A 23,472-nucleotide genomic window follows, 5' to 3' on the forward strand; every position below is an offset into this window, starting at 1 on the left:
AGCCAGCTCCCACATTGAAGTACACAAACCTTGAAATCAGCTCAACTCAAGCCAGATCGGCGCATGGTCCGACGGTTTTTCCAGCCCACGCAAGTCGTAATCCACCCCAGCATCCTTGACCCGCGACACTAGGCCGTTGGACGCCAGGATCACGTCAATGCGCAGCCCACGCTTGGGCTCATCTTCAAACCCACGGCTGCGGTAGTCGAACCAGCTGAAGCGGTCGGCCACGTCCGGGTTCAAGTGGCGGAAGCTGTCGACCAGGCCCCAGTTTTTAAGGCGGGCCATCCACTCGCGCTCTTCCGGCAGGAAGCTGCACTTGCCGGTTTTGAGCCAGCGCTTGGCATTGTCGGCGCCGATGCCGATGTCGATATCTTCCGGCGAAATATTGATGTCGCCCATCACTACCAGCGGCTGGTCATTGCTGAACTGGCTTTCCAGCAGTTGCTGCAAATCTTCGTAGAAGCGTTGTTTGGCCGGGAACTTGGTCGGATGGTCGCGGCTTTCGCCCTGGGGGAAGTAGCCGTTCATCACGGTGATCGACTGGCCATGCTCGTCGGCGAAAGTGCCCCAGATAAAGCGACGCTGGGCGTCTTCTTCGTCGCTGGCAAACCCTTTGTGCAGGCTCAACGCCGGCTTGCGCGACAGCAGGGCCACGCCGTAATGGCCTTTTTGCCCGTGGTAGTACACGTGATAGCCAAGGGCCTGCACTTCGGCCAGCGGGAACTGGTCATCGTGCACCTTGGTTTCCTGCAGGCCGATCACGTCGGGTTGATGCTTTTCAATCAGCGCCGCCAGCTGATGGGGGCGGGCGCGCAGCCCGTTGATATTGAAGGAGACGATTTTCATGGTCGGCAGTCCAGTCTGGCAAAAGGCCGATGCTAGCCGACAAGTCGGACGGGGGCCAGCGTGGCGGTAGGGCGCATGCACTGCTAATGTCTGGGAACGACTGGTGCTGCACAGGTTCGTACCCATAAGAACGCCATCTTTTGAGTGGCGCCCAGGGAGATTGACTGTATGCCTGACACTTCCACTGCCATTGCTGAAATTCGCCTGCTCAACAGCGACTATTCCCGCGAGGCCCGTTCCTTGTTGTATCAGGCCTATCGGCATGAACCGACCTTCGCTTACATCTTCGAGGCTGAGCGGTCGGGGTACGAACAGCGGGTGCGCGCCACCGTGCGTGAGCTGGTCAAGCAGCATTTTTTCCAGAAGCTTCCTGCCATCGGCCTGTTCGTCAACGACCGGCTGATCGGCATCGCTTTGATTGCGCCACCGCAACGGCGCCTGGGCATCACCGAGAGCTGGGCCTGGCAGTTGCGTATGTGGCTGAGCACCGGCGTACGCGGCACCCGGCGTTACTTGGATTACCATTACGCGGTGCTGGCGTGCCTGCCGAACGAGTCGGTTCATGTGTTGCCGCTGCTGGGTATTCACCCGCAATTTCAGGGCAAACACTACGGCGAGCAACTGTTGCAGGCGGTGCACAACTGGTGCGCCGAGGACCCGCATTCATCGGGTGTGGTGCTCGATACCGGCAACTCGCGCTATCTGGATTTTTACAAGCGCCAGGGCTATGAGGAAATCGGCGAAGTGGCGGTAGGACCTGTCCTGGAGCATGTGTTTTTTCATCCCAATCCCCAGGCGTTACATGCTGCAACGGCTTGAGACAGAATTATTCAGACAATTCCGGGTTCAAAGAGTCTCCCCAGCTGTGTAGCATCCGCGCCTATGAAGCTTCCAGGAAGATTTACCAGCGGCTTGGTTCTGCTGTTCACAAGCTGCGGCGTATTTGCGCAAAGCGAATTGGACGTGCGCATCAAGCCATCAAACGACGCGTTGAAAGCCAACATCGAAGGCTATATCGGCGGGGTTGGCGATCGTGATGAAGAAGCCTTGCTGCGGTTCAGCCGTGGCGCCGAGGAGCAGGCCCGCAAGGCGGCCCAGGCTCTGGGCTTCTATCAGCCGCAGATTTCCAGTGATGTGAAGGGCGGCAAGAACCCGCGCCTGACCCTCACTATCGACCCCGGCGAGCCGGTGCATCTGCGCAACGTGACCATTCGGGTCGACGGCCCGGCCGCGAGCCTCAAAGCCTTTCGCGTGCCTGCCAGCGACGACCTCAAATCGGGCGCCGTGCTCAACCACGGCAACTACGAAGACGCCAAGCGGCTGATTCAGAATCAGGCTTCGCGCTACGGTTTTTTCAATGGGCGTTTCAGCAGCCAGAAGCTGCTGGTGGACCCGCAAGCCGGTGTCGCCGATATCGAACTCATCTACGACAGCGGCCCGCGCTACACCTTGGGCAAAGTCGGGTTTACCGGCGATACGCCGTTCGATGAAGACCTGCTGCAACGCATGGTGCCGTTCAAAAGCGGCGCCCCTTACGACTCCGAACTGATCGCCGAACTCAACCAGAACCTGCAATCGAGCGGCTTCTTCGAAGGCGTACGCGTGGACGCCAGCCCAACCGCCTCGACCAACGATGTGATCCCGGTGGCGGTCCAGCTCGATACCCGCAAGCCACGCACCATGGGCCTGGGCCTCGGTTACTCGACCGACGTCGGCCCGCGCGGCAAAGCCAACTGGACCCGCCATTGGGTCAACCCGCAAGGCCACAGCTATGGCTGGGAGGCCGAACTGTCGGCGCCACGCCAGAACGTCGGCCTGTGGTATGACATCCCGCTCGACCCGCCGTTGACCGACAAGTTGCGCTTCGCCGGCGGTTACCAGAACGAAGAAATCGCCAACACCGACACCCTGAGTAAATTGCTCACCCTCGGCCCTGAATGGCACAGCAAGCTGCCCAGCGGCTGGACGCGGGTGATCTCGCTCAAATACCAGCGTGAAGAATATCGCCTGGGCAATGACTCGGGCTTGAGCAACCTCGTGATGCCGGGCATCAACTATTCCTACCTGCGCAGCGATAACCGCATCGACCCGCACAATGGCTATCGCCTGATGTTCGACGCCAAGGTCGCCAAGGAAGGGCTCGGCTCCGACACCAACTTGCTGTACGGCACCGCCACCATCAAGGGCTTGACCACTTTGTGGGACAACCACCGTTTCCTCGGCCGTGCGCAGTTCGGCGGCAGTGCCACCAACGGCTACAAGTCGGTGCCGCCGTCGCTGCGCTTCTTTGCCGGTGGTGACCAGAGCGTGCGCGGCTACGAGTACCAGACGCTGTCACCCGAAAACGATCGCGGTGACCGCATCGGCGGGCGCTATATGGTGGCCCTGAGCGCCGAGTACCAATATTCCATCGCCGAAAAATGGCGCATCGCGACCTTTATCGACCAAGGCAACTCCTTCAACACCCTGGAAATGCCCAGCCTGAAAACCGGCGTGGGTGTCGGTGTGCGCTGGGTGTCGCCAGTGGGGCCGATTCGCCTTGACTTGGCCCATGCCCTCGAAGATCCGGGCGGCATTCGTTTGCACTTTTCCATGGGGCCTGAGCTGTGATGCGTGGTTTGAAAATAGCAGGGCTGGCCCTTGTGGCGGTCCTCATGCTGCTGCTGTTGGCGCTGTGGACAGTGCTCGGTACTCAAGCAGGCAGCCGTTGGGCCTTGAGCCAGGTGCCGGGCTTGAGCGTGGAAAATTACCAGGGCCACCTGGGTGGCCAATGGAGCGCCGACCATCTGCTATGGCAGCAGGACGCGAGTCGGGTAGAACTCAATGCTCCGAAGTTTGATTGGTCACCAGGCTGCCTGTTGCGCATGACCCTGTGCATCAACCAATTGGACGTGGAACAGGTCAACCTGCAATTTCCGCCGAGCAATGAACCGAGCAGCGGTCCGATAACGTTACCGGATCTGAAGTTGCCGGTTGCCATCCAGTTGGGCGACGTTCGCGTCGGCAGCCTGCTGTTTAATGGCAGTGAAGAACTTAAGGGCCTGCAACTGGCGGCGCACTGGACGGCCGCCGGTCTGCAGATTGATTCGGTGCACCTGCAACGCGATGACCTGGTGCTGGACCTCAACGGCCTGCTGCAACCCACCGGCAACTGGCCGCTGAGCGCCACCGGCAATCTGAGCCTGCCGTATGCTCCGGGCGGCGCGCCGTGGCAGATTGCGCTCAAGGTTGACGGCGACCTGCTCAAGACCCTCAAGCTTGATGCCGACAGCAGCGGCTACCTGCCTGGGAAAATTTTCGCTGAGCTGCAACCGCTGGCAGAAAACCTGTCGGGGCAAGTGCTGATCAAGTCCGATGCGTTCAAACCGGCTGCTGACTTGCCCGATACCCTGCAATTCAATGAGCTGGTGCTCATGGCCAAGGGCGACCTGAAAAACGGGTTTGCGGTATCGGGCAACGCATCACTGCCCGCCGAAAAAAAACCGGTGACGTTGCTGCTGTTGGGGCGCGTTGATACCAAGGGTGCGCAGATTTCAAAACTGGACCTGTATGGCGACGACAAGCAAAGCCTCAAGCTCAGCGCCAATCTGGACTGGCAACAAGGTTTTAGCGCCGACGCCAAGATCAACTGGCTGGATTTCCCCTGGCATCGTCTCTATCCGTTAATCGACGAGCCGCAGGTCGCCTTGCGTACGTTCAACGGTGAAGTTTCCTATAAAGACGGCAACTACCTCGGCAATCTCAACGCTGACCTTGACGGCCCAGCGGGTAAATTCAATCTGGTCACGCCATTCAGTGGCGACCTCAAGCAAGTCTTCCTGCCCGAGCTGAAACTGACTGCCGGTCAAGGCAAGGCCGAAGGGCACCTGAACCTGCAATTTGCCGACGGCATCGCCTGGGACACTGCGCTGGACTTGTCGGCACTCAACCCGGCGTACTGGGTCGCAGAATTGCCGGGCACCTTGGCCGGGCCATTGCGCAGCAAAGGCGAGTTCAAAAACGAGCAGCTTAAACTGAATGCCGACCTCGACCTCAAGGGCCATTTGCGCGGCCAGACCGCCGTGCTGGCGGCCAAGGCCGAAGGCGCGGGCGAGCAGTGGACCCTGGCCAACCTGGATATCCGCCTGGGCGACAACCGCATCAATGGCAGTGGCAGTCTGCAGCAACGCCTGGCCGGGCAGATTGACATTAAACTGGCGCGCCTGGCCCAACTGTGGCCGCAGTTGCGCGGGCAAATCAACGGTCGCGTGGATGTAGCCGGTACGCTGAAGGCGCCGCAAGGCAAGCTCGACCTCAAAGGCCAGCAACTGGCGTTTGCGGATAATAAACTGCAAAGCCTCACCCTCGATGCGGCCCTCGACAACGCCCAGCGTGCGAAGATCGACCTCAAGGGCAGCGGCATTCAAGCCGGTGAAACCCAGGTCGGCACCCTGACCGCCAGCGCCCAGGGCGACATCAAGAGCCAGAAGGTGCAACTCGATCTGGCCGGGCCGCTGGTCAAACTCGCCCTGGCCCTGGATGGCAACCTCGACAAAGGCAACTGGCGTGGGCGCCTGGCCAGTGGTGATGTGCAGGCCGGCGGCCAGGATTGGAAGCTGCAAGCCCCGGCGAAAATCGAACGCCTGGCCGACGGCAAGCTGACCTTTGCCGCGCATTGCTGGGTGTCTGGCGGTTCCAGCTTGTGCGGTGAAGACCAGCGTCTGATGCCTGAACCCAAGCTGCGCTACCACCTCAAGCAATTCCCGATCGACAGCCTGGCGGCGTTCCTGCCCAAGGATTTCGCCTGGCAGGGCAAGCTCAACGCCGATGTGCAACTCGACCTGCCCAGCAGTGGCCCTAAAGGCGTGGTCGCGGTGGATGCCAGCGGCGGCACCTTGCGCGTGAAGGACAAAAATCAGTGGGTGGATTTCCCCTACGACACCTTGAAGCTGGAAACCACCCTCAACCCCAAGCGCATCGACACACAGCTGAATTTTCGCGGTGGCAAGCTCGGCGAGTTGCTGTTGCAGGCGCAGATCAACCCGTTGCCCAAGGACAAGCCGATTACCGGCACGTTCAGCCTCACCGGCCTGGACCTCGCTGTGGCGCGCCCGTTTGTGCCGATGGTGGAAACCCTCAATGGCAAGCTCAACGGTAACGGCCGCATCTCAGGTGGGCTGTTGGCGCCGCAGGTCAACGGCAATGTGAACCTGGTGGACGGCGAAATTTCCGGGCCTGAGCTGCCGATGAGCCTCGAGGGCTTGAATGTGCAGGCGCTGATCGCCGGTGAAAGTGTGCAGCTCAACGGTGGCTGGCGCAGCGGCAAAGACGGGCAGGGCAGCCTCAAGGGCCGCGTCGGCTGGGGCCAGGCCCTGGCGGTGGACCTGAGCCTGCAAGGCTCGAAATTGCCGGTCACGGTTGAGCCCTATGCCAAGCTGGAAGTGGCGCCGGACCTTAAGATCAGCCTCAAGGACGACAAGCTGGCGATTGCCGGCAAGGTGCACATCCCGCGCGGTGATATCACCGTGCGCGAACTGCCGCCGTCGACGGTCAAGGTCTCGGATGACACGGTGATCGTCGGCAGCCAGACCGAGGAGGGCAAGCCGCCGATGGCGATGGCCATGGACATCGACGTCGAGGTGGGTGAAGACCAGCTTAACTTTGCCGGCTTTGGCTTGACTGCCAAGGTTCAGGGCCATGTGCATATTGGCGACAACATGGACACCCGTGGTGAGTTGTGGCTCAACGACGGGCGTTACCGCGCCTACGGGCAGCGCCTCAATGTGCGGCGTGCGCGGCTGTTGTTTGCCGGTCCCTTGGATCAGCCGTTCCTGGATATCGAAGCGACACGGGTGGTCGTGGAAGACTCAAGGACTGTGACTGCCGGTATTCGCTTGAGTGGCAGCGCCGAGCAGCCGACGACGCAGATCTTCTCCGAGCCGTCGATGCCTCAGGAAGACGCGTTGTCGTACCTGGTGCTGGGGCGTTCGCGTAACAACACGGGCGAAGATAACAATATGCTTGCTGAGGCCGCTCTGGGCCTGGGTTTGATGGGCAGTGCGGGGGTGACTTCGGATATCGCCAACAAGCTGGGGATTCAGGATTTCGACCTTGATACCCAAGGCTCCGGGAACAAGACCGCAGTGGTGGCCAGTGGCAAGATTACCGAGAAGCTCAGCTTGCGCTATGGGGTGGGGGTGTTTGAGCCGGCCAATACCATTGCCTTGCGTTACTTGCTGAGCAAGAAGGTGTACCTGGAAGTGGCCAGTGGCGTGGCGAGTTCGTTGGACATCTTCTACAAGCGGGATTTCTAAACCCCGTACTCGTTAAAACTGTGGGAGCTGGCTTGCCTGCGATAGCGGTTTGTCGGTGTGTATATCCGTTGCTGCGGTAACGGCGGCTTATGGTTCCGCTCTTACAGCGGGTCACTTTTGGCAAACGCCCCAAAAGTAACCAAAAGGTCTTCGCCCCACCACTCGGTGCCTCGCTTAGGCTCGGCATGCCCTCACTCCGGCTTGAATCCGTGGGCCGCCGCGATGGGCCATCCTTGGCCCAGCGCGGCTAACCCGGCGTCCTGCCGGGTTACCCACGGATTCAAGCCTGCGTTCGGCCATCGTGGTTGACGGGGCGCCTCAGATCAAAAGCAGATCAAGATCAAGATCTACAGCACGGCGGCCTGAAAGCCGACCTGAGTGGTTAGATCAAAAGCGAAAAGCGGATTTGCATACACTTGGGATCTGCTTTTCTGTGGGAGCTGGCTTGCCTGCGATGCAGACACCTCGGTACATCAGGCACACCGAGTTGATGCTATCGCAGGCAAGCCAGCTCCCACCTTTGACCGAGTATGGCTCTGCTGTTGCTGTTGCTGTTGCTGTTGCTGTTGCTGTTGCTGTTGCTGTTGCTGTTGCTGTTGCTGTTGCTGTTGCTCCGGCTCTTACATCCTTTCCGATGACGAAGTCAGCGGTCTTTTGATCTGCGCTTTTGATCGTGATCTTGATCTGAAATCGCCCCGTTAAACACGATGGCCGGAATCTGACAGGGATTTGGGGGGTAAACCGGCAGGGATGCCGGTTTAGCCGCGCTGGGCCAAGGATGGCCCATCGCGGCGGCCCCCCAAATCACTGTCGGATTGCGGGCATGCCGAGCCTAAGCGAGGCACCGAGTGTTGGGGCGAAGACCTTTTGCTTACTTTTGGGTCTTTCCAAAAGTGAGCCGCTGTAAGAGCCATGCCTTTCAAGGTCTATGTTTAAGAGTCCGTTTAACGTCATGTTTAGGCCTGTTTATCCGCCTTGGCAGCCTTAAGCACCCGAGCTGTTGAGACATGCGCCCGTGCCGCCTTACCTTCCAGCCACTCCTTGGGTTTAGCGACTTTGGCGCCGCGAGGGCTCTTTGCGACGGACTTGGGTTTGATCAACCTCGCCAGGGCCAGTAATCGCTCTGCCAGCCCTTGCGAGGTCTTTTCAAGGGGGAAATTTTCCGCAGGCAATGCGATCTGCAAACCCTGATAATCACCGCGAACATGCACCGCCAAGTGGAAAATCGAAGCTTCCCAACCCTCTGGCTGTGTTTCCCGGTGCGCCTGCTCAACACTACGTTTGAGAACCGATAAAACGTTGTAAGCCAGCACCGCCGAGGCAAAGCCCAGCAGCGCGGCTTTCGGGCTGCCAAAGCTTGTGATTTCACTCTCCAGTACCGATTCAAGGCGTTGGAACATGCCTTCAATACTCCAGCGACGACGGTACAAATCAGCTATCTGTTGAGCACTGATGGTGTCGGGCAAATTGCTCCAGAACCACATCACCACATCACCTGAGTCATTCGCTGTTTGCAGGCTCAATTCAACGCGTCTCCAGCGGCGGCCACTGGTCACTTCGATGATTTGTTCGCGAACGGTGCCGCTATCGACTGCTCCTGAATCTTGCCACTCACTTTCTTGGACGAGTCGTGGATGTTTGCTGGGTTGGCGAACGATGAACGAAGCCCCCGTGTCCTCGCAGGCTTGCAAGACGGGCAGCGTGCAATAGAGCCGGTCAGCCATCCACAACTGGCCCGCGCATGCGCGGGCCAGTAGCGGTAAAACACTGACTCGCTCACTGGCGTAGGCATCTTCCCACGGCTGAAGATCAACGACTAAATCCAGATCCGGATCGTAGGCAACTACTGAAAATCCTGGGCGTGCTGCGCCGCGCTCATTGCGCAGAGCACCTAGACGTTTTTCAGTGGCCGGCAGATGGTTGCCATCAACAATACGCAACTGCCAACCGGGAAGGATCGATGAATGGCCAAGCGTTTCTACGGTCGGTATCAAACGCTCGGCACTGCCCGAAATGAGGGCGCGCAGAAGCTCGGGTTCGGTTCGCTTGATCTTGTCATAGAGGGCTGCAAGGCTGACCGAAAGGCCCTCCATCTTGCGCGCCGCCGCGTGTAATGACGGCCTCAAGCCCAATGAAACAAGGGACATCAGCTCAACAACGGTTGAAAACAAAAGCTCACGGGAGTACTGACGCTGGCGATGATCATCGAACACCTTGTCTACCCACTTGGCATCTACGGCCTGCTCCAAGACCAGCTTGGTCATGACACTGGCTGGTGCTTGTTTTTCAAACCGTTCTAAAACCTTTTCCCACATAGCTTCGTCGTCCTGACTGAATTGATTAGGGGATTTTAAACCAAGACCTTGAAAGGCATGGCTCTTACAGCGGGTCACTTTTGGCAAACGCCCCAAAAGTAACCAAAAGGTCTTCGCCCCACCACTCGGTGCCTCGCTGGGGCTCGGCATGCCCTCACTCCGGCTTGAATCCGTGGGCCGCCGCGATGGGCCATCCTTGGCCCAGCGCGGCTAACCCGGCGTCCTGCCGGGTTACCCACGGATTCAAGCCTGCGTTCGGCCATCGTGGTTGACGGGGCGCCTCAGATCAAAAGCAGATCAAGATCAAGATCTACAGCACGGCGGCCTGAAAGCCGACCTGAGTGGTTAGATCAAAAGCGAAAAGCGGATTTGCATACACTTGGGATCTGCTTTTCTGTGGGAGCTGGCTTGCCTGCGATGCAGACACCTCGGTACATCAGGCACACCGAGTTGATGCTATCGCAGGCAAGCCAGCTCCCACCTTTGACCGAGTATGGCTCTGCTGTTGCTGTTGCTGTTGCTGTTGCTGTTGCTGTTGCTGTTGCTGTTGCTGTTGCTGTTGCTCCGGCCCTTACATCCTTTTCGATGACGAAGTCAGCGGTCTTTTGATCTGCGCTTTTGATCTTGATCTGAAATCGCCCCGTCAAACACGATGGCCGGAATCTGACAGGGATTTGGGGGGTAAACCGGCAGGGATGCCGGTTTAGCCGCGCTGGGCCAAGGACCTTTTGCTTACTTTTCGGTCCTTCGAAAAGTGAGTCGCTGTAAGAGCGAAACCATAGGCCGCCGTTACCGCAGCAATGGATATGTACACCACCAAAAGACCGCCACAGCAGGCAACCCAGCTCCCACAGTTATTTGTGTTTCAAGCCCACCTCTCGCGAATTACCAAGCAAGCTAATAATTCCATTTGACATTCGCTGCCTAAGCAGTAACATCTTGTCATACATTCACTGCCTAGGCAGTAATAAGGTGACTTTCGATGACCCACTACACCCCTGACAGCTTTCGCAACTGCCACCTCGGCCTGTTGCTGGGCCGGGCGGCGCTGCTCAAGGACCGCATTATCGACACCCATATGGAACCCCACGGCGTCACCGCCGCGCAGTTCAAGGTGTTGATCATCATTGCCCAGTTCGACGTCGATACCCCGGCGGAGCTGTGCCGCCACCTGTCCCTGGACAGCGGCTCCATGACCCGCATGCTCGACCGTCTGGAGCAAAAGGGCCTGCTGGCGCGCAAGCGCTCCGAGCAGGACCGGCGCCAGGTGCAGTTAGTGCTCACCGAAGACGGCCAGCGCCTGGCCGACATGTTGCCGCATATCGGCGCGCAGTCGATGAATGAACTGGCCGGTGCCCTCGAGCCTGGTGAGTTGGAAACCCTGGAAAGAATCCTCAAGAAAATTCTGGTAGCTGCCGGTGACGCCATCGTCCTCCAGCGGGTAGGTAATCAATGAAAACGCGTGCACTCAGCCTGGTGTTGGTGGCGATGAGCATGGCCGGTTGTGCCAACTTCAGCGGCCTCGACACCCAGGGCCAACGTCTCGACGCCAACACGTTGCAAACCGGCAAATCCTTGAGCGGCGTGACCCTGTCCACGGCCGCCTGGCCCACCACCGACTGGTGGAAAAGCCTCGGCGACCCGCAACTCGACGGTCTGATTCACGAAGCCCTGCAAAACAGCCCTGATATGCAAGTGGCCAGCGCCCGTGCGCACCAGGCCGAAGCCGCCGCTTATGCCGCCGATGCGGCGCGCATGCCAACCCTGGATGCCAGCGCCGGTGTGAGCCGTTCGCGCCTGGCCAAGGACCAGGACCCGCGCGGGCAGGGCGATGCCTATGCCACGGTGCGTAACATCGGCGCCAGCTTCAACTACAACTTCGACCTTTGGGGTGGCCAGCGCGCTGCCTGGGAAGCCGCGTTGGGCCAGGCGCGTGCAGCCGAAGTCGACCAGCAAGCCGCACGCCTGACCCTGGCCGCCAACGTCGCCAAGGCTTACAGCGATTTGGGCCAAGCGCATATCGTGCGTGACCTGGCCAATGACGACCTCAAGCGCACCCGCCAGATGCTCGACCTGAGCAAACGCCGCCTCAGCTCCGGCATCGACAGCGAATACCAGTACCAACAGACCGAAAGCCTGGAAGCCAGCTCCCAGTCGCAGTTGATCGACGCTGAAAAACAACTGCAAAGCGCCAAGATCGCCCTGGCGGTATTACTCGGCAAAGGCCCGGACCGTGGCGGCGAGCTGACGCGCCCGAACGTGTTGAAACCCAGTGCCGTCGCTGTGCCTTCAGTCTTGCCGGCCGAATTGCTGGGCCGTCGCCCGGACCTGATCGCCGCACGCTGGCGCGTGGAGGCCGCGAGTAAAAACGTGGCCGCGAGCAAAACCCGCTTCTACCCCAACCTCAACCTCAGTGCGAGCGCCGGGGCCGAGTCGTTGCTCGGTGATGCGATGTTTGGCTCGGCCAGCCGGTTCTTCAGCATTGCGCCGACGATCTCGTTGCCGATCTTCGACGGTGGCCGCTTGCGTGCCGACCTCGATGCTCGCGACGCCGATTACGACCTGGCCGTGGCCCAGTACAACAAAACCCTGGTGCAAGCCTTGGGCGATATCGGCAACACCCTGATGCAACTGCGCGAAACCGGGCGGCAGATCCAGGCGCAGCAACACGCTGCGGACATCGCCCAGCAGTCTTACGACACCGGCGTACAGCGTTACAGCTCCGGCATCGGTAACTACCTGGATGTGCTCAGCATCGAGCAGCAATTGCTGCAGGCCCAGCGCCAGCTGGCGACCTTGAATGCGGCGCAGATCGACCTGTCGATTCAATTGATGCAAGCCTTGGGTGGCGGATTCAACGCCGATAACGTGGCCGCGACCACGACCAGCCCTGCCACCCGTACGGAATAATTTGAGGTATTTGTCATGGCCACTGCCGAAAACAGCAACGCAACTGAAAAGCCCGATAACAACCCGCGCAAACGCAAAGTCATGCTGATCGGCCTGGCGCTGATCGTCATTCTTGGCGTGGTCGGCGTGTGGGGCTGGTATGAGTTCTACGGGCGCTTCAATGAAAGCACCGACGACGCCTATGTGAACGGCAACGTGGTGGAAATCACCCCGCTGGTCACCGGCACCGTGGTCAGCATCGGCGCCGACGACGGCGACCTGGTCCATGAAGGCCAGGTTCTGATCAACTTCGACCCGAATGACGCCGCCGTCGGCCTGCAAAGTGCCCAGGCCAACCTGGCCCGCACCGTGCGCCAGGTGCGTGGTTTGTACAGCAATGTCGATGGCATGAAAGCCCAGGTCAACGCACAGAAAGCTGACGTGCAAACCGCCCAGGACAACTTCAACCGCCGTAAGACGCTGGCCCAGGGCGGTGCGATCTCCCAGGAGGAACTGTCCCATGCCCGTGACAACCTGACCGCCGCCAAGAACGCCCTGACCAACCTTGAGCAGCAACTGAAAACCACCAATGCCTTGGTGGATGACACGGTGATTTCGTCCCACCCGGATGTGCAAGCCGCCGCCGCGCAACTGCGTCAAGCCTACCTGACCAACGCGCGCAGCACCTTGATCGCACCGGTCACCGGCTACGTGGCCAAGCGCACCGTGCAACTGGGCCAGCGCGTGCAACCCGGCACCGCGTTGATGGCGGTGATCCCGCTGGACCAGTTGTGGATCGACGCCAACTTCAAGGAAACCCAGCTGCGCGATATGCGCATTGGGCAGCCGGTGGACATCGAAGCGGACATCTACGGCAGTGACGTGAAATTCAGCGGCACCGTCGACAGCCTCGGCGCCGGCACCGGCAGCGCGTTTGCCCTGCTGCCTGCGCAGAATGCCACCGGCAACTGGATCAAGATCGTGCAACGGGTGCCAGTGCGCATCCACATCAACGCCGACGAGTTGGCCAAGAACCCGCTGCGGGTGGGCTTGAGCACTGTGGTCAACGTCGACCTGCACGACCAAAGCGGCCCGGTGCTGGCGCAACAGGCACCGCAAAAGGCCTCGTTCACCACCAACGTGTATGACCGCCAACTGGCCGAAGCCGATGCCATGATCACGCAGTTGATCCATGACAACAGCCTCGCCGCACCCAAGGCTGTGCAACGCTGATGAGCGCTAACGCCCCCGCGTCCTTTACGCCGCCAAGCTTGCTGATGGCCACTATTGGCCTGTCGCTGGCGACCTTTATGCAGGTGCTCGACACCACCATCGCCAACGTGGCGTTGCCGACCATTTCCGGCAACCTGGGCGTGAGTTCGGAGCAGGGCACCTGGGTGATCACCTCGTTTGCGGTGAGCAACGCCATTGCCTTGCCGCTCACCGGCTGGCTGAGCCGCCGGTTTGGTGAGGTGAAGCTGTTTTTGTGGGCGACCATCCTGTTTGTATTGGCGTCGTTCCTCTGTGGTATTTCCACCTCGATGCCCGAGCTGATTGGCTTTCGGGTGCTGCAAGGCCTGGTCGCCGGGCCGTTGTACCCGATGACCCAGACGTTGCTGATCGCGGTTTACCCACCGGCCAGGCGCGGCATGGCCCTGGCGTTACTGGCGATGGTTACAGTGGTGGCGCCGATTGCCGGCCCCATCCTCGGCGGCTGGATCACCGACAGCTACAGCTGGCCGTGGATCTTCTTTATCAACGTGCCCATCGGCATCTTTGCGGTGATGGTGGTGCGTTCGCAATTGAAGAAACGCCCGGTGGTCACCAGTTACCAGCCGATGGATTACGTCGGGTTGTTGAGCCTGATCGTTGGTGTCGGCGCTTTGCAGATCATCCTCGACAAGGGCAATGACCTGGACTGGTTCGAATCCAACTTCATCATCATCGGTGCGGCGATTTCGGTGATTGCCCTGGCGGTGTTCATCATCTGGGAGCTGACCGACAAGCACCCGGTGGTCAACCTGCGGTTGTTTGCCTACCGCAACTTCCGTATCGGCACCATCGTGTTGATTTTGGGTTATGCGGGTTTCTTCGGGATCAACCTGATCCTGCCGCAATGGCTGCAAACCCAGATGGGCTACACCGCCACCTGGGCCGGCCTGGCGGTCGCGCCGATCGGTATTTTGCCGGTGCTGATGTCACCCTTTGTAGGCAAGTATGCGCACAAGTTCGATTTGCGTTTGCTGGCCGGCCTGGCGTTCCTGGCGATTGGCTTGAGCTGCTTTATGCGCGCAGGCTTTACCAATCAGGTGGATTTCACCCATATCGCTTTGGTGCAGTTGTTCATGGGGATCGGCGTGGCGTTGTTCTTTATGCCGACCTTGAGCATCCTGATGTCCGACTTGCCGCCGGCGCAAATCGCCGACGGCGCGGGTCTTGCGACCTTCCTGCGGACCCTGGGCGGTAGCTTTGCGGCCTCGCTGACCACCTGGATCTGGATTCGCCGCGCCGACCAGCACCACGCGTACATGAGCGAGAACATGACCACCTATGACTCGGCCACCCGCGATGCGTTGCAGGCGCTAGGCGGGGCAGGGCACAAGGCCTATGCGCAGTTGGACCAGATCCTCACCAGCCAGGCGTACATGATGTCCACCGTGGATTACTTCACATTGCTGGGGTGGATGTTCATGGGCTTGATGTTGCTGGTGTGGCTGGCCAAGCCGCCGTTTGGCGCGAAGGCCGGGCCGGAGGCTTCGGGGCACTGACCGACTGGACTCAGTCAATGTGGGAGCTGGCTTGCCTGCGATAGCATCACCTGGGTATGCCTGATGTACCGAGGTGCCTGCATCGCAGGCAAGCCAGCTCCCACACAAGCCAGCTCCCACACAAGCCAAACCCCACACAAGCCAGCGTTCTGTGTCTCAGGGTTATGCGCCGGGCAACGCCAACTGTGGGTTGACGAAGTCAAACGCCGCCAGCGCAAACCCTTGCTCATCCACCTGCAATGCCCAACCCTGCTTGTCCCAATCCCCCAGCACAATGCGCTTGGCCGCCTGGTCACCAATCTGCAGTTTATGAATGGCCGGGCGGTGCGTATGGCCGTGGACCAGGGTGCGTACACCGAACTGCTGCATCACCCGTGGCACTTCCTCGGGCGTCACATCGACAATATCGTTGGTTTTCATACGCGTTTGCGCACGGCTCTCGCTGCGCAGCTTGCGCGCCAGCTTGTGGCGGGTGCGCAAGGGCAGGTGCCGCAGGATGAACAAGACAATCGGGTTACGCAGGATGCGCCGCAGCTTCATGTAGCCGATGTCGCGGGTGCAGAGGCTGTCGCCGTGCATCAACAGCACGGGCTCGCCATGTAACTGCACGACACTCGGGTCCTTGAGCAAGGTAGCGCCTGCGGCTTTGCAGAACGCTTTACCGATCAGGAAATCGCGGTTGCCATGCATGATAAAAATCGGGGTGCCGCTGTCGCTCAGCTCGCGTAAAGCTTCGCAGATGGAACGCTGGAAGGCGGTCATCCCATCGTCGCCAATCCAGGCTTCAAAGAAGTCCCCCAGAATGTACAACGCCTGGGCGCCACGGGCGCGGCCGTGGAGCAGATCCAGAAACGCCCGGGTGATATCCGGGCGCTCCTCTTCCAGATGCAAGTCTGAAATCAGCAATATCACCCAACGATCTCGGCTTTCTGGACGATCACGTCTTCTGCTGGAACGTCCTGGTGACCGGCCTTGGAGGTGGTGGACACGCCTTTGATCTTGTCGACCACGTCCTGGCCTTCGGTGACTTTACCGAATACCGCGTAGCCCCAGCCCTGCACGTTTTTGCCGCTGTGGTTGAGAAAGGCGTTGTCGGCGACGTTGATGAAGAACTGCGCGGAGGCCGAATGCGGCTCCATGGTACGGGCCATGGCGACGGTGTACTTGTCGTTGGAAAGGCCGTTGTCCGCTTCGTTCTGGATGCTTGGACGCTTGTCTTTCTTTTCTTTCATGCCTGGCTCGAAACCGCCGCCCTGGATCATGAAGTTGCCGATGACACGGTGGAAAACGGTGTTTTCGTAGTGGCCGGCGTTCACGTACTCGATGAAGTTGGCGACGGTGATCGGCGCTTTCTCGGCGTTCAGCTCGATGACGATGTCACCGTGGTTGGTGGTCAGTTTGACTTGAGTCATGTTCACTACTCTTTTCAGGGAATTCGTGGGTTTGGACGCCAAGGCGCCGCTACCGGTTTGGCTAAATGTGTGCCAAGGCGCGCAGTTTAGCGTGCCCGGCAGGAATTTCGAGGTGGTTTTTTACCGCCGGTGCATTAAATGCAGCAGTTTTCGGTGCTGCTCTGTCAGGTACTTGACAGCATCGGCTATGATATCGCCTTTGTTTTATCTGGCCCCAACCGGCCACGAACCTGTCTGTTCAAGGATCCTATGAGCAAGCCCACTGTCGACCCTACCTCGAATTCCAAGGCCGGACCTGCCGTCCCGGTCAATTTCCTGCGCCCGATCATCCAGGCGGACCTGGATTCGGGCAAGCACACGCAGATCGTCACCCGCTTCCCGCCAGAGCCCAACGGCTACCTACACATCGGTCACGCCAAGTCGATCTGTGTGAACTTCGGCCTGGCCCAGGAGTTCGGTGGCGTCACGCACCTGCGTTTCGACGACACCAACCCGGCCAAGGAAGACCAGGAATACATCGACGCCATCGAAAGCGACATCAAGTGGCTGGGCTTCGAATGGTCCGGTGAAGTGCGCTATGCGTCCAAGTATTTCGACCAGCTGTTCGACTGGGCCGTCGAGCTGATCAAGGCCGGCAAGGCCTACGTCGACGACCTGACCCCGGAGCAGGCCAAGGAGTACCGTGGCACGCTGACCGAGCCGGGCAAGAACAGCCCGTTCCGTGACCGTTCGGTAGAAGAGAACCTCGACTGGTTCAACCGCATGCGCGCCGGTGAGTTCCCGGACGGCGCCCGCGTGCTGCGCGCCAAGATCGACATGGCCTCGCCGAACATGAACCTGCGCGACCCGATCATGTACCGCATCCGCCACGCCCATCACCACCAGACCGGTGACAAGTGGTGCATCTACCCGAACTACGACTTCACCCACGGTCAGTCGGATGCCATCGAAGGCATCACCCACTCCATCTGCACCCTGGAGTTCGAAAGCCATCGCCCGCTGTATGAATGGTTCCTCGACAGCCTGCCGGTACCGGCGCACCCGCGTCAGTACGAATTCAGCCGCCTGAACCTGAACTACACCATCACCAGCAAGCGCAAGCTCAAGCAGTTGGTGGACGAAAAGCACGTGCATGGCTGGGATGACCCGCGCATGTCCACCCTGTCGGGTTTCCGCCGTCGCGGCTACACCCCGGCGTCGATCCGCAGCTTCTGCGACATGGTTGGCACCAACCGCTCCGACGGCGTGGTCGATTACGGCATGCTCGAGTTCAGCATCCGTCAGGACCTGGACGCCAACGCGCCGCGCGCCATGTGCGTATTGCGCCCGTTGAAAGTCGTGATCACCAACTATCCGGAAGACAAGGTCGATAACCTCGAACTGCCGCGTCACCCGCAAAAAGAAGAACTCGGCGTGCGCAAGCTGCCGTTCGCGCGTGAAATCTACATCGACCGTGATGACTTCATGGAGGAGCCGCCGAAAGGCTACAAGCGCCTGGAGCCTAACGGCGAAGTGCGCCTGCGCGGCAGCTACGTGATCCGTGCCGATGAAGCGATCAAGGACGCCGATGGCAACATCGTCGAACTGCGATGCTCCTACGACCCGGAAACCCTGGGCAAGAACCCTGAAGGCCGCAAGGTCAAAGGCGTCGTTCACTGGGTGCCGGCTGCTGCCAGCATCGAGTGCGAAGTGCGCCTGTACGATCGTCTGTTCCGTTCGCCGAACCCTGAGAAGGCTGAAGACAGCGCCAGCTTCCTGGACAACATCAACCCTGACTCCCTGCAAGTTCTCACGGGTTGTCGTGCCGAGCCATCGCTTGGCGACGCACAGCCGGAAGACCGTTTCCAGTTCGAGCGCGAAGGTTACTTCTGCGCGGATATCAAGGACTCGAAACCTGGTGCACCGGTATTCAACCGTACCGTGACCTTGCGTGATTCGTGGGGCCAGTGATTCTCTAAGGAAGCCGTTGTGCTAACGATCTACAACACACTCAGCAAGACCAAAGAAGTTTTCAAGCCGCTGGACGGCAACAAGGTGCGCATGTACGTGTGCGGCATGACCGTGTACGACTACTGCCACATCGGTCACGGCCGCAGCATGGTTGCCTTCGACCTGGTGACCCGCTGGTTGCGTTTCAGCGGCTATGACTTGACCTATGTGCGCAACATCACCGACATCGAAGACAAGATCATCAATCGGGCGCGCGAGAACGGCGAACCGTTCGATGTGCTGACCGAGCGCATGATCACCGCGATGCACGAGGATGAAGCGCGTCTGAACATCCTCAAACCGGACATGGAGCCGCGCGCCACGGATCACATTCCGGGCATGCTGAGCATGATCCAGACCCTGATCGACAAGGGTTACGCCTACGCCCCAGGCAATGGCGACGTGTACTACCGCGTCGCCAAGTTCATGGGTTATGGCAAGTTGTCGCGCAAGAAAATCGAAGACCTGCGCATCGGCGCACGTATCGAAGTCGACGAAGCCAAGCAGGATCCACTGGACTTCGTGCTGTGGAAAGGCACCAAGCCCGGCGAGCCGAGCTGGGAGTCGCCATGGGGCGCGGGCCGTCCGGGCTGGCACATCGAATGCTCGGTGATGTCCACCTGCTGCCTGGGCGAGACCTTCGACATTCATGGCGGCGGCAGCGACCTTGAGTTCCCGCACCACGAAAACGAAATCGCCCAAAGCGAAGCCGCCACCGGCAAGACCTACGCCAACGCCTGGATGCATTGCGGCATGATCCGCATCAATGGCGAGAAGATGTCCAAGTCCTTGAACAACTTCTTCACCATCCGCGATGTGCTGGAAAAGTACCACCCGGAAGTGGTGCGCTACCTGCTGGTGTCGAGCCACTACCGCAGCGCCATCAACTACTCGGAAGACAACCTCAAGGACGCCAAAGGCGCCCTGGAGCGTTTCTACCATGCGTTGAAAGGCCTGCCTGCCGTGGCGCCGGCCGGCGGCGAAGCCTTCGTGGCACGCTTTACCGAGGTCATGAACGACGACTTCGGCACGCCGGAAGCCTGCGCGGTGCTGTTCGAGATGGTGCGTGAGATCAACCGTCTGCGTGAGAGTGATCTTGATGCAGCCGCAGGGCTTGCTGCGCGCTTGAAAGAGCTGGCCAGCGTGTTGGGTGTACTGCAGATGGAAGCCGATGACTTCCTGCAAGCCGGCGCCGAAGGGCGTGTAGATGCCGCTGAAGTAGACGCGTTGATTCAAGCGCGCCTGGCTGCCCGTGCAGGCAAAGACTGGGCGGAGTCCGACCGTATCCGTGACCAACTGACCGCGATGGGTGTGGTGTTGGAAGACGGCAAGGGCGGCACGACGTGGCGGTTGGCTGATCAGGCTTGATCGGTAAACCCTGAATAAAAAAACGCCCCGACTGGTTCGGGGCGTTTTTTTTGGACGCCGTTTTAGCGGCTCACTCAATCCAGTGTGGGAGCCGGGCTTGCCCGCGATGCAGACACCTCGGTACATCTGAAACACCGAGGCGCCTGCATCGCAGGCAAGCCAGCTCCCACATTACCGTGCCCGCCCTGCATGCCCGCTGTTGTTGGATTTATCCCTGGGTTTGGCTGGAATTGAGGCTTAGTGTTTTTTCCACCATCAACTGGATTCCCTCCAGCATCCGGCAAATTCCAAGCACCACGCTGCGCGGATTGCCGTCTACCTCAAAGGCCAAATGGCTTGCCAGCGCTTGAACTGACGCAAGATCCTCCGACGCGTTCACCAGCAGCGTCTCGACGTCTAATCCTTCGCGCACGGTAAACACACCATGGCTTTCAGCAGACGCCTCTGGTTTCTCGGATGGGTTCAGATAATGGTTAATTGCTCGATGAGCAGCAGCGTGTGACGGCAGGTTTGAACTGTCTTTAATCATGGCGAAGCTCCCAGAGTATTGGAGTCACCTAGAGTCTAATCGGGCTGCGAAACCCGGTTGCTGAATTTGCAGCGACCCCGGAAGATTAGGTAGCCATCTTCCGAGGGGCAACCCTAAAACGCTGTCGGAAAATTCCGTGTATAGGCACTAGGATTTTTGCGGTAGACAGCAACATCAAACTCGGCTGCCCATAGCGCTAATGTTAATTTAATCCTCCGGTGTAATAAGCGAGTATTGCCAAATGTTACCCTGGGTTTTCCGGCGGCTGTCTGCGCCGCTTTTTTAGTGCGAGGCTGTATGCGAAGTTGGTTGAGCCGCTACCGTTACGTCATCCTTTTCTGGCTGTGCTTCGGCGTGTTCCGCACCTCCCTGGCCGACTGGAACCCCATCCCGTCCGGGTCGATGCGCCCGACGTTGCTGGAGGGTGATGTGGTGCTGGTCAACCGCGTGGCGTATGACCTCAAGTTGCCGCTTACGGATATATCCCTGGCCAAGCTGGATGATCCAAAACGCGGTGATGTGGTGACCTTCTCGTCACCCAAGGACGGCATGCGTTTGATCAAGCGCATCGTCGGCATTCCCGGCGATACCCTGGAAATGAAAGATGAAGTGCTGTGGGTCAACGGTACGCCGGCTACCTACAGTGATGGCCAGGACATCAGCGAACCGATCGTGCCGGGCCAGACAGTGCCTGGTATCAAGCTGATCGAGCATGCGAGCAACAGTCAGCGCACCATTCAGTTCATGCCCACGGTTCGGGCATTGCGAAATTTCGGCCCGGTCACGGTGCCTGCCGACAGTTATTTCATGCTGGGTGACAACCGCGACAACAGCGATGACTCGCGCTACATCGGCTTTGTGCCACGCCGCTTGTTGATCGGGCACGCGCATCATGTGCTGGCATCTGCGCAAATCCTCGATCATTGGATGCCGCGCTTGAACCGCTTCGGCGCGCCGATCCTGTAATTACGCGTTGGCGCCCAGTGCGCGAATTGCAAACCCTGCGATGTTAGCCAACTGCTCGACGCTAGCGCCGCCCTTACCGGCAATCTTCATGCCGCTAAGGGTGGCCATCAGAAAGTCGCAGGCGGCCGGCAAATCGGTGCCCGGCACGAGTTCACCCTGTTCCTGCGCACATCTCAGAGTCTGCTCAAATGCACAGCGCAAACGCTCGGCGCTGTGTGCGGTGAGCTGATTGATTTCCTCATCTTCCTGGCCAAACTCACAGATCGCATTGACGCCCATGCACCCGGCCGTGCCTTCGCGAAGGGCGCGGGTGGCGAAGGAGTTCAGGGTGTCGTGCAGGCCTTGCAGCGGTGTCGGGCCTTGGCCCAGACGCTCGATCAGGTCGTCGACGCCCGTGCGCTGATACTCGGCCATGGCCTGCAGGTACAACTGGCGTTTGTCGCCAAAGGTGTTGTACATGCTCTGGCGGCTCAGCCCCATGGCCTGCATCAGTTCTTCGGTTGAGGCGGCGGCAAAACCCTTGTCGCAAAATACGCGGATGGCGTGTTGCAGCACCTGGTCGCGGTCGAAGGCTCGGGGTCTTGCCATGGGGTACCTCTGGAAAGTGAAGGGTCAGGCCAGGTAGCCACCGTCGATGCTCAGGCTGGCGCCGGTCACAAAGGCAGCTTCTTCAGACGCGAGGTAGGCGACCATGCCGGCGATTTCGTCAGCCGTGCCTGTACGGCCCAAGGGCACCAGGCTTTTGATCAGGTCGGCATGCGGCGCGTCTGCCGGGTTCATGTCAGTGCTGGTCGGGCCGGGCTGGACGTTATTGACGGTGATGCCGCGCGGGGCAAAATCAATCGCCAGGCCGCGGATCATACCGGCGATCGCCGCCTTCGTCATGCTATAGACGCTGGAGCCCGGAAAGGCTGAGCGCTGCGCTACGACGCTGCCCACGCTGATGATCCTGTCACCACTGCGCATCACTGCTGACGCGGCTTTCGCGGCGGCGAATGTCGCGCGTACATTCACGGCGAACATGCGGTCGAAGTCTTCCAGGCTGAATTCGTCCACGCTGCCGAGCTGCAAGATCCCGGCATTGTTAACCAGGATATTCAGCGTGCCGAAATGTGCAACGGTGGTGGTCACGGCTCGGGCAATCGCCACCACATCGGCGCTGTCCGCCTGAATGGCCAGGGCTGTGCCGCCTTGGCTTTGAATCTGGCCGACCAGTGCCTGCGCCTTGTCAGCCGACGCGGAATAGGTGAAGGCCACTGCCGCGCCTTCAGCCGCCAGGCGCCGCACGATGGCTTCGCCGATGCCACGGGAGCCGCCGGTTACCAGGGCGACTTTGTCAGTAAAACGTGCGAGATGAGCGGTCATGGGTGTGCCTGTTTTTAGTGGATTAATAAATCCACTAAACCGTATCAGGCCAACTCCAATGCGCCAAGCTATTTATGGATTATTTAATCTTTAACTGAGACGCGACATTTTTGCCTTACCTTTGGAGGCTCGGCTCGCACACTGAAACTGACGGTGAATTGAATGGATTGTATTTTCTGCAGCATTGTCCGCAAGACGTCCCCGGCCCATATCCTCTGGGAAGACGACCAGCATATGGCGTTCCTGTCGATCTTCCCCAATACGCCTGGTTTCAGCGTGGTGATCCCCAAGCAGCATTACGGCAGCTACGCGTTCGCGCAGTCGGATGCGGTGTTGTCCGCGCTGATTGTGGCGACCAAGAAAACCGCACTGCTGATTGATCGGGCGTTTCCCGACGTGGCGCGCACGGGGATGATGCTCGAAGGCTACGGCGTGGACCATCTGCATGCGAAGCTGTTTCCCATGCACGGCACGGGGCAGGACAGCGCGTTCAAGCCCATCAGCTCCAAAGTCGACAAGTTTTTTGCGGCGTATGAGGGTTACATCTCATCCCACGATTTTGTGCGGGCCGATGATGGGGAACTGGCAGCGTTGGCGACGCACATCCGCTCGTTCGCCTGACGCAAAAACCAATGTGGGAGCTGGCTTGCCTGCGATGGGGGCCTATCAGTCACAGCAACATTGACTGATACACCGCTATCGCAGGCAAGCCAGCTCCCACAGTTTGAT

General features: G+C 59.6%; 18 protein-coding genes. 11 read left to right on the plus strand and 7 right to left on the minus strand.

What is annotated here, in order from left to right; translation table 11 throughout:
• Window positions 1–36: 36 nt before the first annotated feature.
• Entirely contained in the window at window positions 37–849 is an 813-nt protein-coding gene (gene xthA / locus ACQY47_RS26325; RefSeq protein ID WP_017134623.1) for an exodeoxyribonuclease III, read from the minus strand.
• A 168-nt stretch (window positions 850–1,017) separates the two neighbouring features.
• Here xthA and ACQY47_RS26330 point away from each other — a divergent pair, with 168 nt between their 5' ends.
• The 3 genes from ACQY47_RS26330 (at window position 1,018) to ACQY47_RS26340 (ending at window position 7,142) form a co-directional block, all read left to right on the plus strand.
• Complete coding sequence (locus ACQY47_RS26330; protein ID WP_170040868.1) at window positions 1,018–1,668, plus strand: GNAT family N-acetyltransferase; 651 nt, start codon at window positions 1,018–1,020, stop codon at window positions 1,666–1,668.
• Window positions 1,669–1,731: 63 nt separating this feature from the next.
• A complete protein-coding gene (locus ACQY47_RS26335; protein WP_170040869.1) occupies window positions 1,732–3,459 on the plus strand; it encodes an autotransporter assembly complex protein TamA in 1,728 nt (575 codons plus the stop codon).
• Complete coding sequence (locus ACQY47_RS26340; RefSeq protein ID WP_428553208.1) at window positions 3,459–7,142, plus strand: translocation/assembly module TamB domain-containing protein; 3,684 nt, start codon at window positions 3,459–3,461, stop codon at window positions 7,140–7,142. The genes ACQY47_RS26335 and ACQY47_RS26340 overlap by 1 nt, the downstream gene beginning before the upstream one ends.
• Before the next feature lie 956 nt (window positions 7,143–8,098).
• Here ACQY47_RS26340 and ACQY47_RS26345 read toward each other — a convergent pair.
• Window positions 8,099–9,406, minus strand: a complete 1,308-nt coding sequence (locus tag ACQY47_RS26345) for an IS4 family transposase (RefSeq protein WP_428557341.1) — start codon at window positions 9,404–9,406, stop codon at window positions 8,099–8,101.
• A gap of 1,033 nt (window positions 9,407–10,439) precedes the next feature.
• Between ACQY47_RS26345 and ACQY47_RS26350 the strand changes: the two genes are divergently transcribed.
• The 4 genes from ACQY47_RS26350 to ACQY47_RS26365 are packed head-to-tail and all read left to right on the plus strand — an operon-like array spanning window position 10,440 to window position 15,114.
• Window positions 10,440–10,913 carry a MarR family winged helix-turn-helix transcriptional regulator gene (locus tag ACQY47_RS26350; RefSeq protein ID WP_017134700.1) on the plus strand — a complete coding sequence of 158 codons (474 nt, stop codon included), beginning with the start codon at window positions 10,440–10,442 and terminating at the stop codon, window positions 10,911–10,913.
• Entirely contained in the window at window positions 10,910–12,367 is a 1,458-nt protein-coding gene (locus tag ACQY47_RS26355; protein ID WP_428553212.1) for an efflux transporter outer membrane subunit, read from the plus strand. The genes ACQY47_RS26350 and ACQY47_RS26355 overlap by 4 nt, the downstream gene beginning before the upstream one ends.
• A 15-nt stretch (window positions 12,368–12,382) precedes the next feature.
• The gene (locus ACQY47_RS26360) at window positions 12,383–13,579 is read left to right on the plus strand and encodes an efflux RND transporter periplasmic adaptor subunit (RefSeq protein WP_017134698.1); all 1,197 of its coding nucleotides are present in this window, start codon (window positions 12,383–12,385) and stop codon (window positions 13,577–13,579) included.
• Complete coding sequence (locus ACQY47_RS26365; protein ID WP_017134697.1) at window positions 13,579–15,114, plus strand: DHA2 family efflux MFS transporter permease subunit; 1,536 nt, start codon at window positions 13,579–13,581, stop codon at window positions 15,112–15,114. The genes ACQY47_RS26360 and ACQY47_RS26365 overlap by 1 nt, the downstream gene beginning before the upstream one ends.
• 162 nt (window positions 15,115–15,276) lie before the next feature.
• Here the strand turns inward: ACQY47_RS26365 and lpxH are convergent, their stop codons facing one another.
• On the minus strand, window positions 15,277–16,026 hold the full coding sequence (lpxH, locus tag ACQY47_RS26370; protein WP_017134696.1) for a UDP-2,3-diacylglucosamine diphosphatase: 750 nt from the start codon (window positions 16,024–16,026) through the stop codon (window positions 15,277–15,279).
• Window positions 16,023–16,526 carry a peptidylprolyl isomerase gene (locus ACQY47_RS26375; RefSeq protein WP_017134695.1) on the minus strand — a complete coding sequence of 168 codons (504 nt, stop codon included), beginning with the start codon at window positions 16,524–16,526 and terminating at the stop codon, window positions 16,023–16,025. Before ACQY47_RS26375 ends, lpxH begins: the two co-directional genes overlap by 4 nt.
• A 249-nt stretch (window positions 16,527–16,775) precedes the next feature.
• Here ACQY47_RS26375 and ACQY47_RS26380 point away from each other — a divergent pair, with 249 nt between their 5' ends.
• Together ACQY47_RS26380 and cysS are read left to right on the plus strand one after the other, a co-directional pair.
• Window positions 16,776–18,476 carry a glutamine--tRNA ligase/YqeY domain fusion protein gene (locus ACQY47_RS26380; protein WP_058421795.1) on the plus strand — a complete coding sequence of 567 codons (1,701 nt, stop codon included), beginning with the start codon at window positions 16,776–16,778 and terminating at the stop codon, window positions 18,474–18,476.
• Between the two features lie 18 nt (window positions 18,477–18,494).
• Window positions 18,495–19,883, plus strand: a complete 1,389-nt coding sequence (gene cysS / locus ACQY47_RS26385) for a cysteine--tRNA ligase (RefSeq protein ID WP_017134693.1) — start codon at window positions 18,495–18,497, stop codon at window positions 19,881–19,883.
• Window positions 19,884–20,091: 208 nt separating this feature from the next.
• On the opposite strand, the gene ACQY47_RS26390 is transcribed toward cysS, so the two are convergent.
• Window positions 20,092–20,412: a DUF6124 family protein gene (locus tag ACQY47_RS26390; RefSeq protein ID WP_428553219.1), complete on the minus strand. Its 321-nt coding sequence runs from the start codon at window positions 20,410–20,412 to the stop codon at window positions 20,092–20,094.
• Window positions 20,413–20,709: 297 nt separating this feature from the next.
• Between ACQY47_RS26390 and lepB the strand changes: the two genes are divergently transcribed.
• Window positions 20,710–21,378, plus strand: a complete 669-nt coding sequence (lepB, locus tag ACQY47_RS26395) for a signal peptidase I (RefSeq protein ID WP_428553222.1) — start codon at window positions 20,710–20,712, stop codon at window positions 21,376–21,378.
• On the opposite strand, the gene ACQY47_RS26400 is transcribed toward lepB, so the two are convergent.
• Window positions 21,379–21,966, minus strand: coding sequence for a TetR/AcrR family transcriptional regulator (locus tag ACQY47_RS26400; protein WP_428553225.1), 588 nt, complete (start codon window positions 21,964–21,966; stop codon window positions 21,379–21,381). It abuts the gene before it with no gap.
• A 24-nt stretch (window positions 21,967–21,990) separates the two neighbouring features.
• A complete protein-coding gene (locus ACQY47_RS26405; protein ID WP_017134690.1) occupies window positions 21,991–22,743 on the minus strand; it encodes a 3-oxoacyl-ACP reductase family protein in 753 nt (250 codons plus the stop codon).
• A gap of 162 nt (window positions 22,744–22,905) precedes the next feature.
• Between ACQY47_RS26405 and ACQY47_RS26410 the strand changes: the two genes are divergently transcribed.
• Complete coding sequence (locus ACQY47_RS26410) at window positions 22,906–23,364, plus strand: HIT family protein (RefSeq protein ID WP_017134689.1); 459 nt, start codon at window positions 22,906–22,908, stop codon at window positions 23,362–23,364.
• Window positions 23,365–23,472 lie beyond the last annotated feature (108 nt).

The sequence above is a fragment of the Pseudomonas edaphica genome (genome assembly GCF_965277385.1).
In the GTDB taxonomy this organism is placed as follows: domain Bacteria; phylum Pseudomonadota; class Gammaproteobacteria; order Pseudomonadales; family Pseudomonadaceae; genus Aquipseudomonas; species Aquipseudomonas edaphica.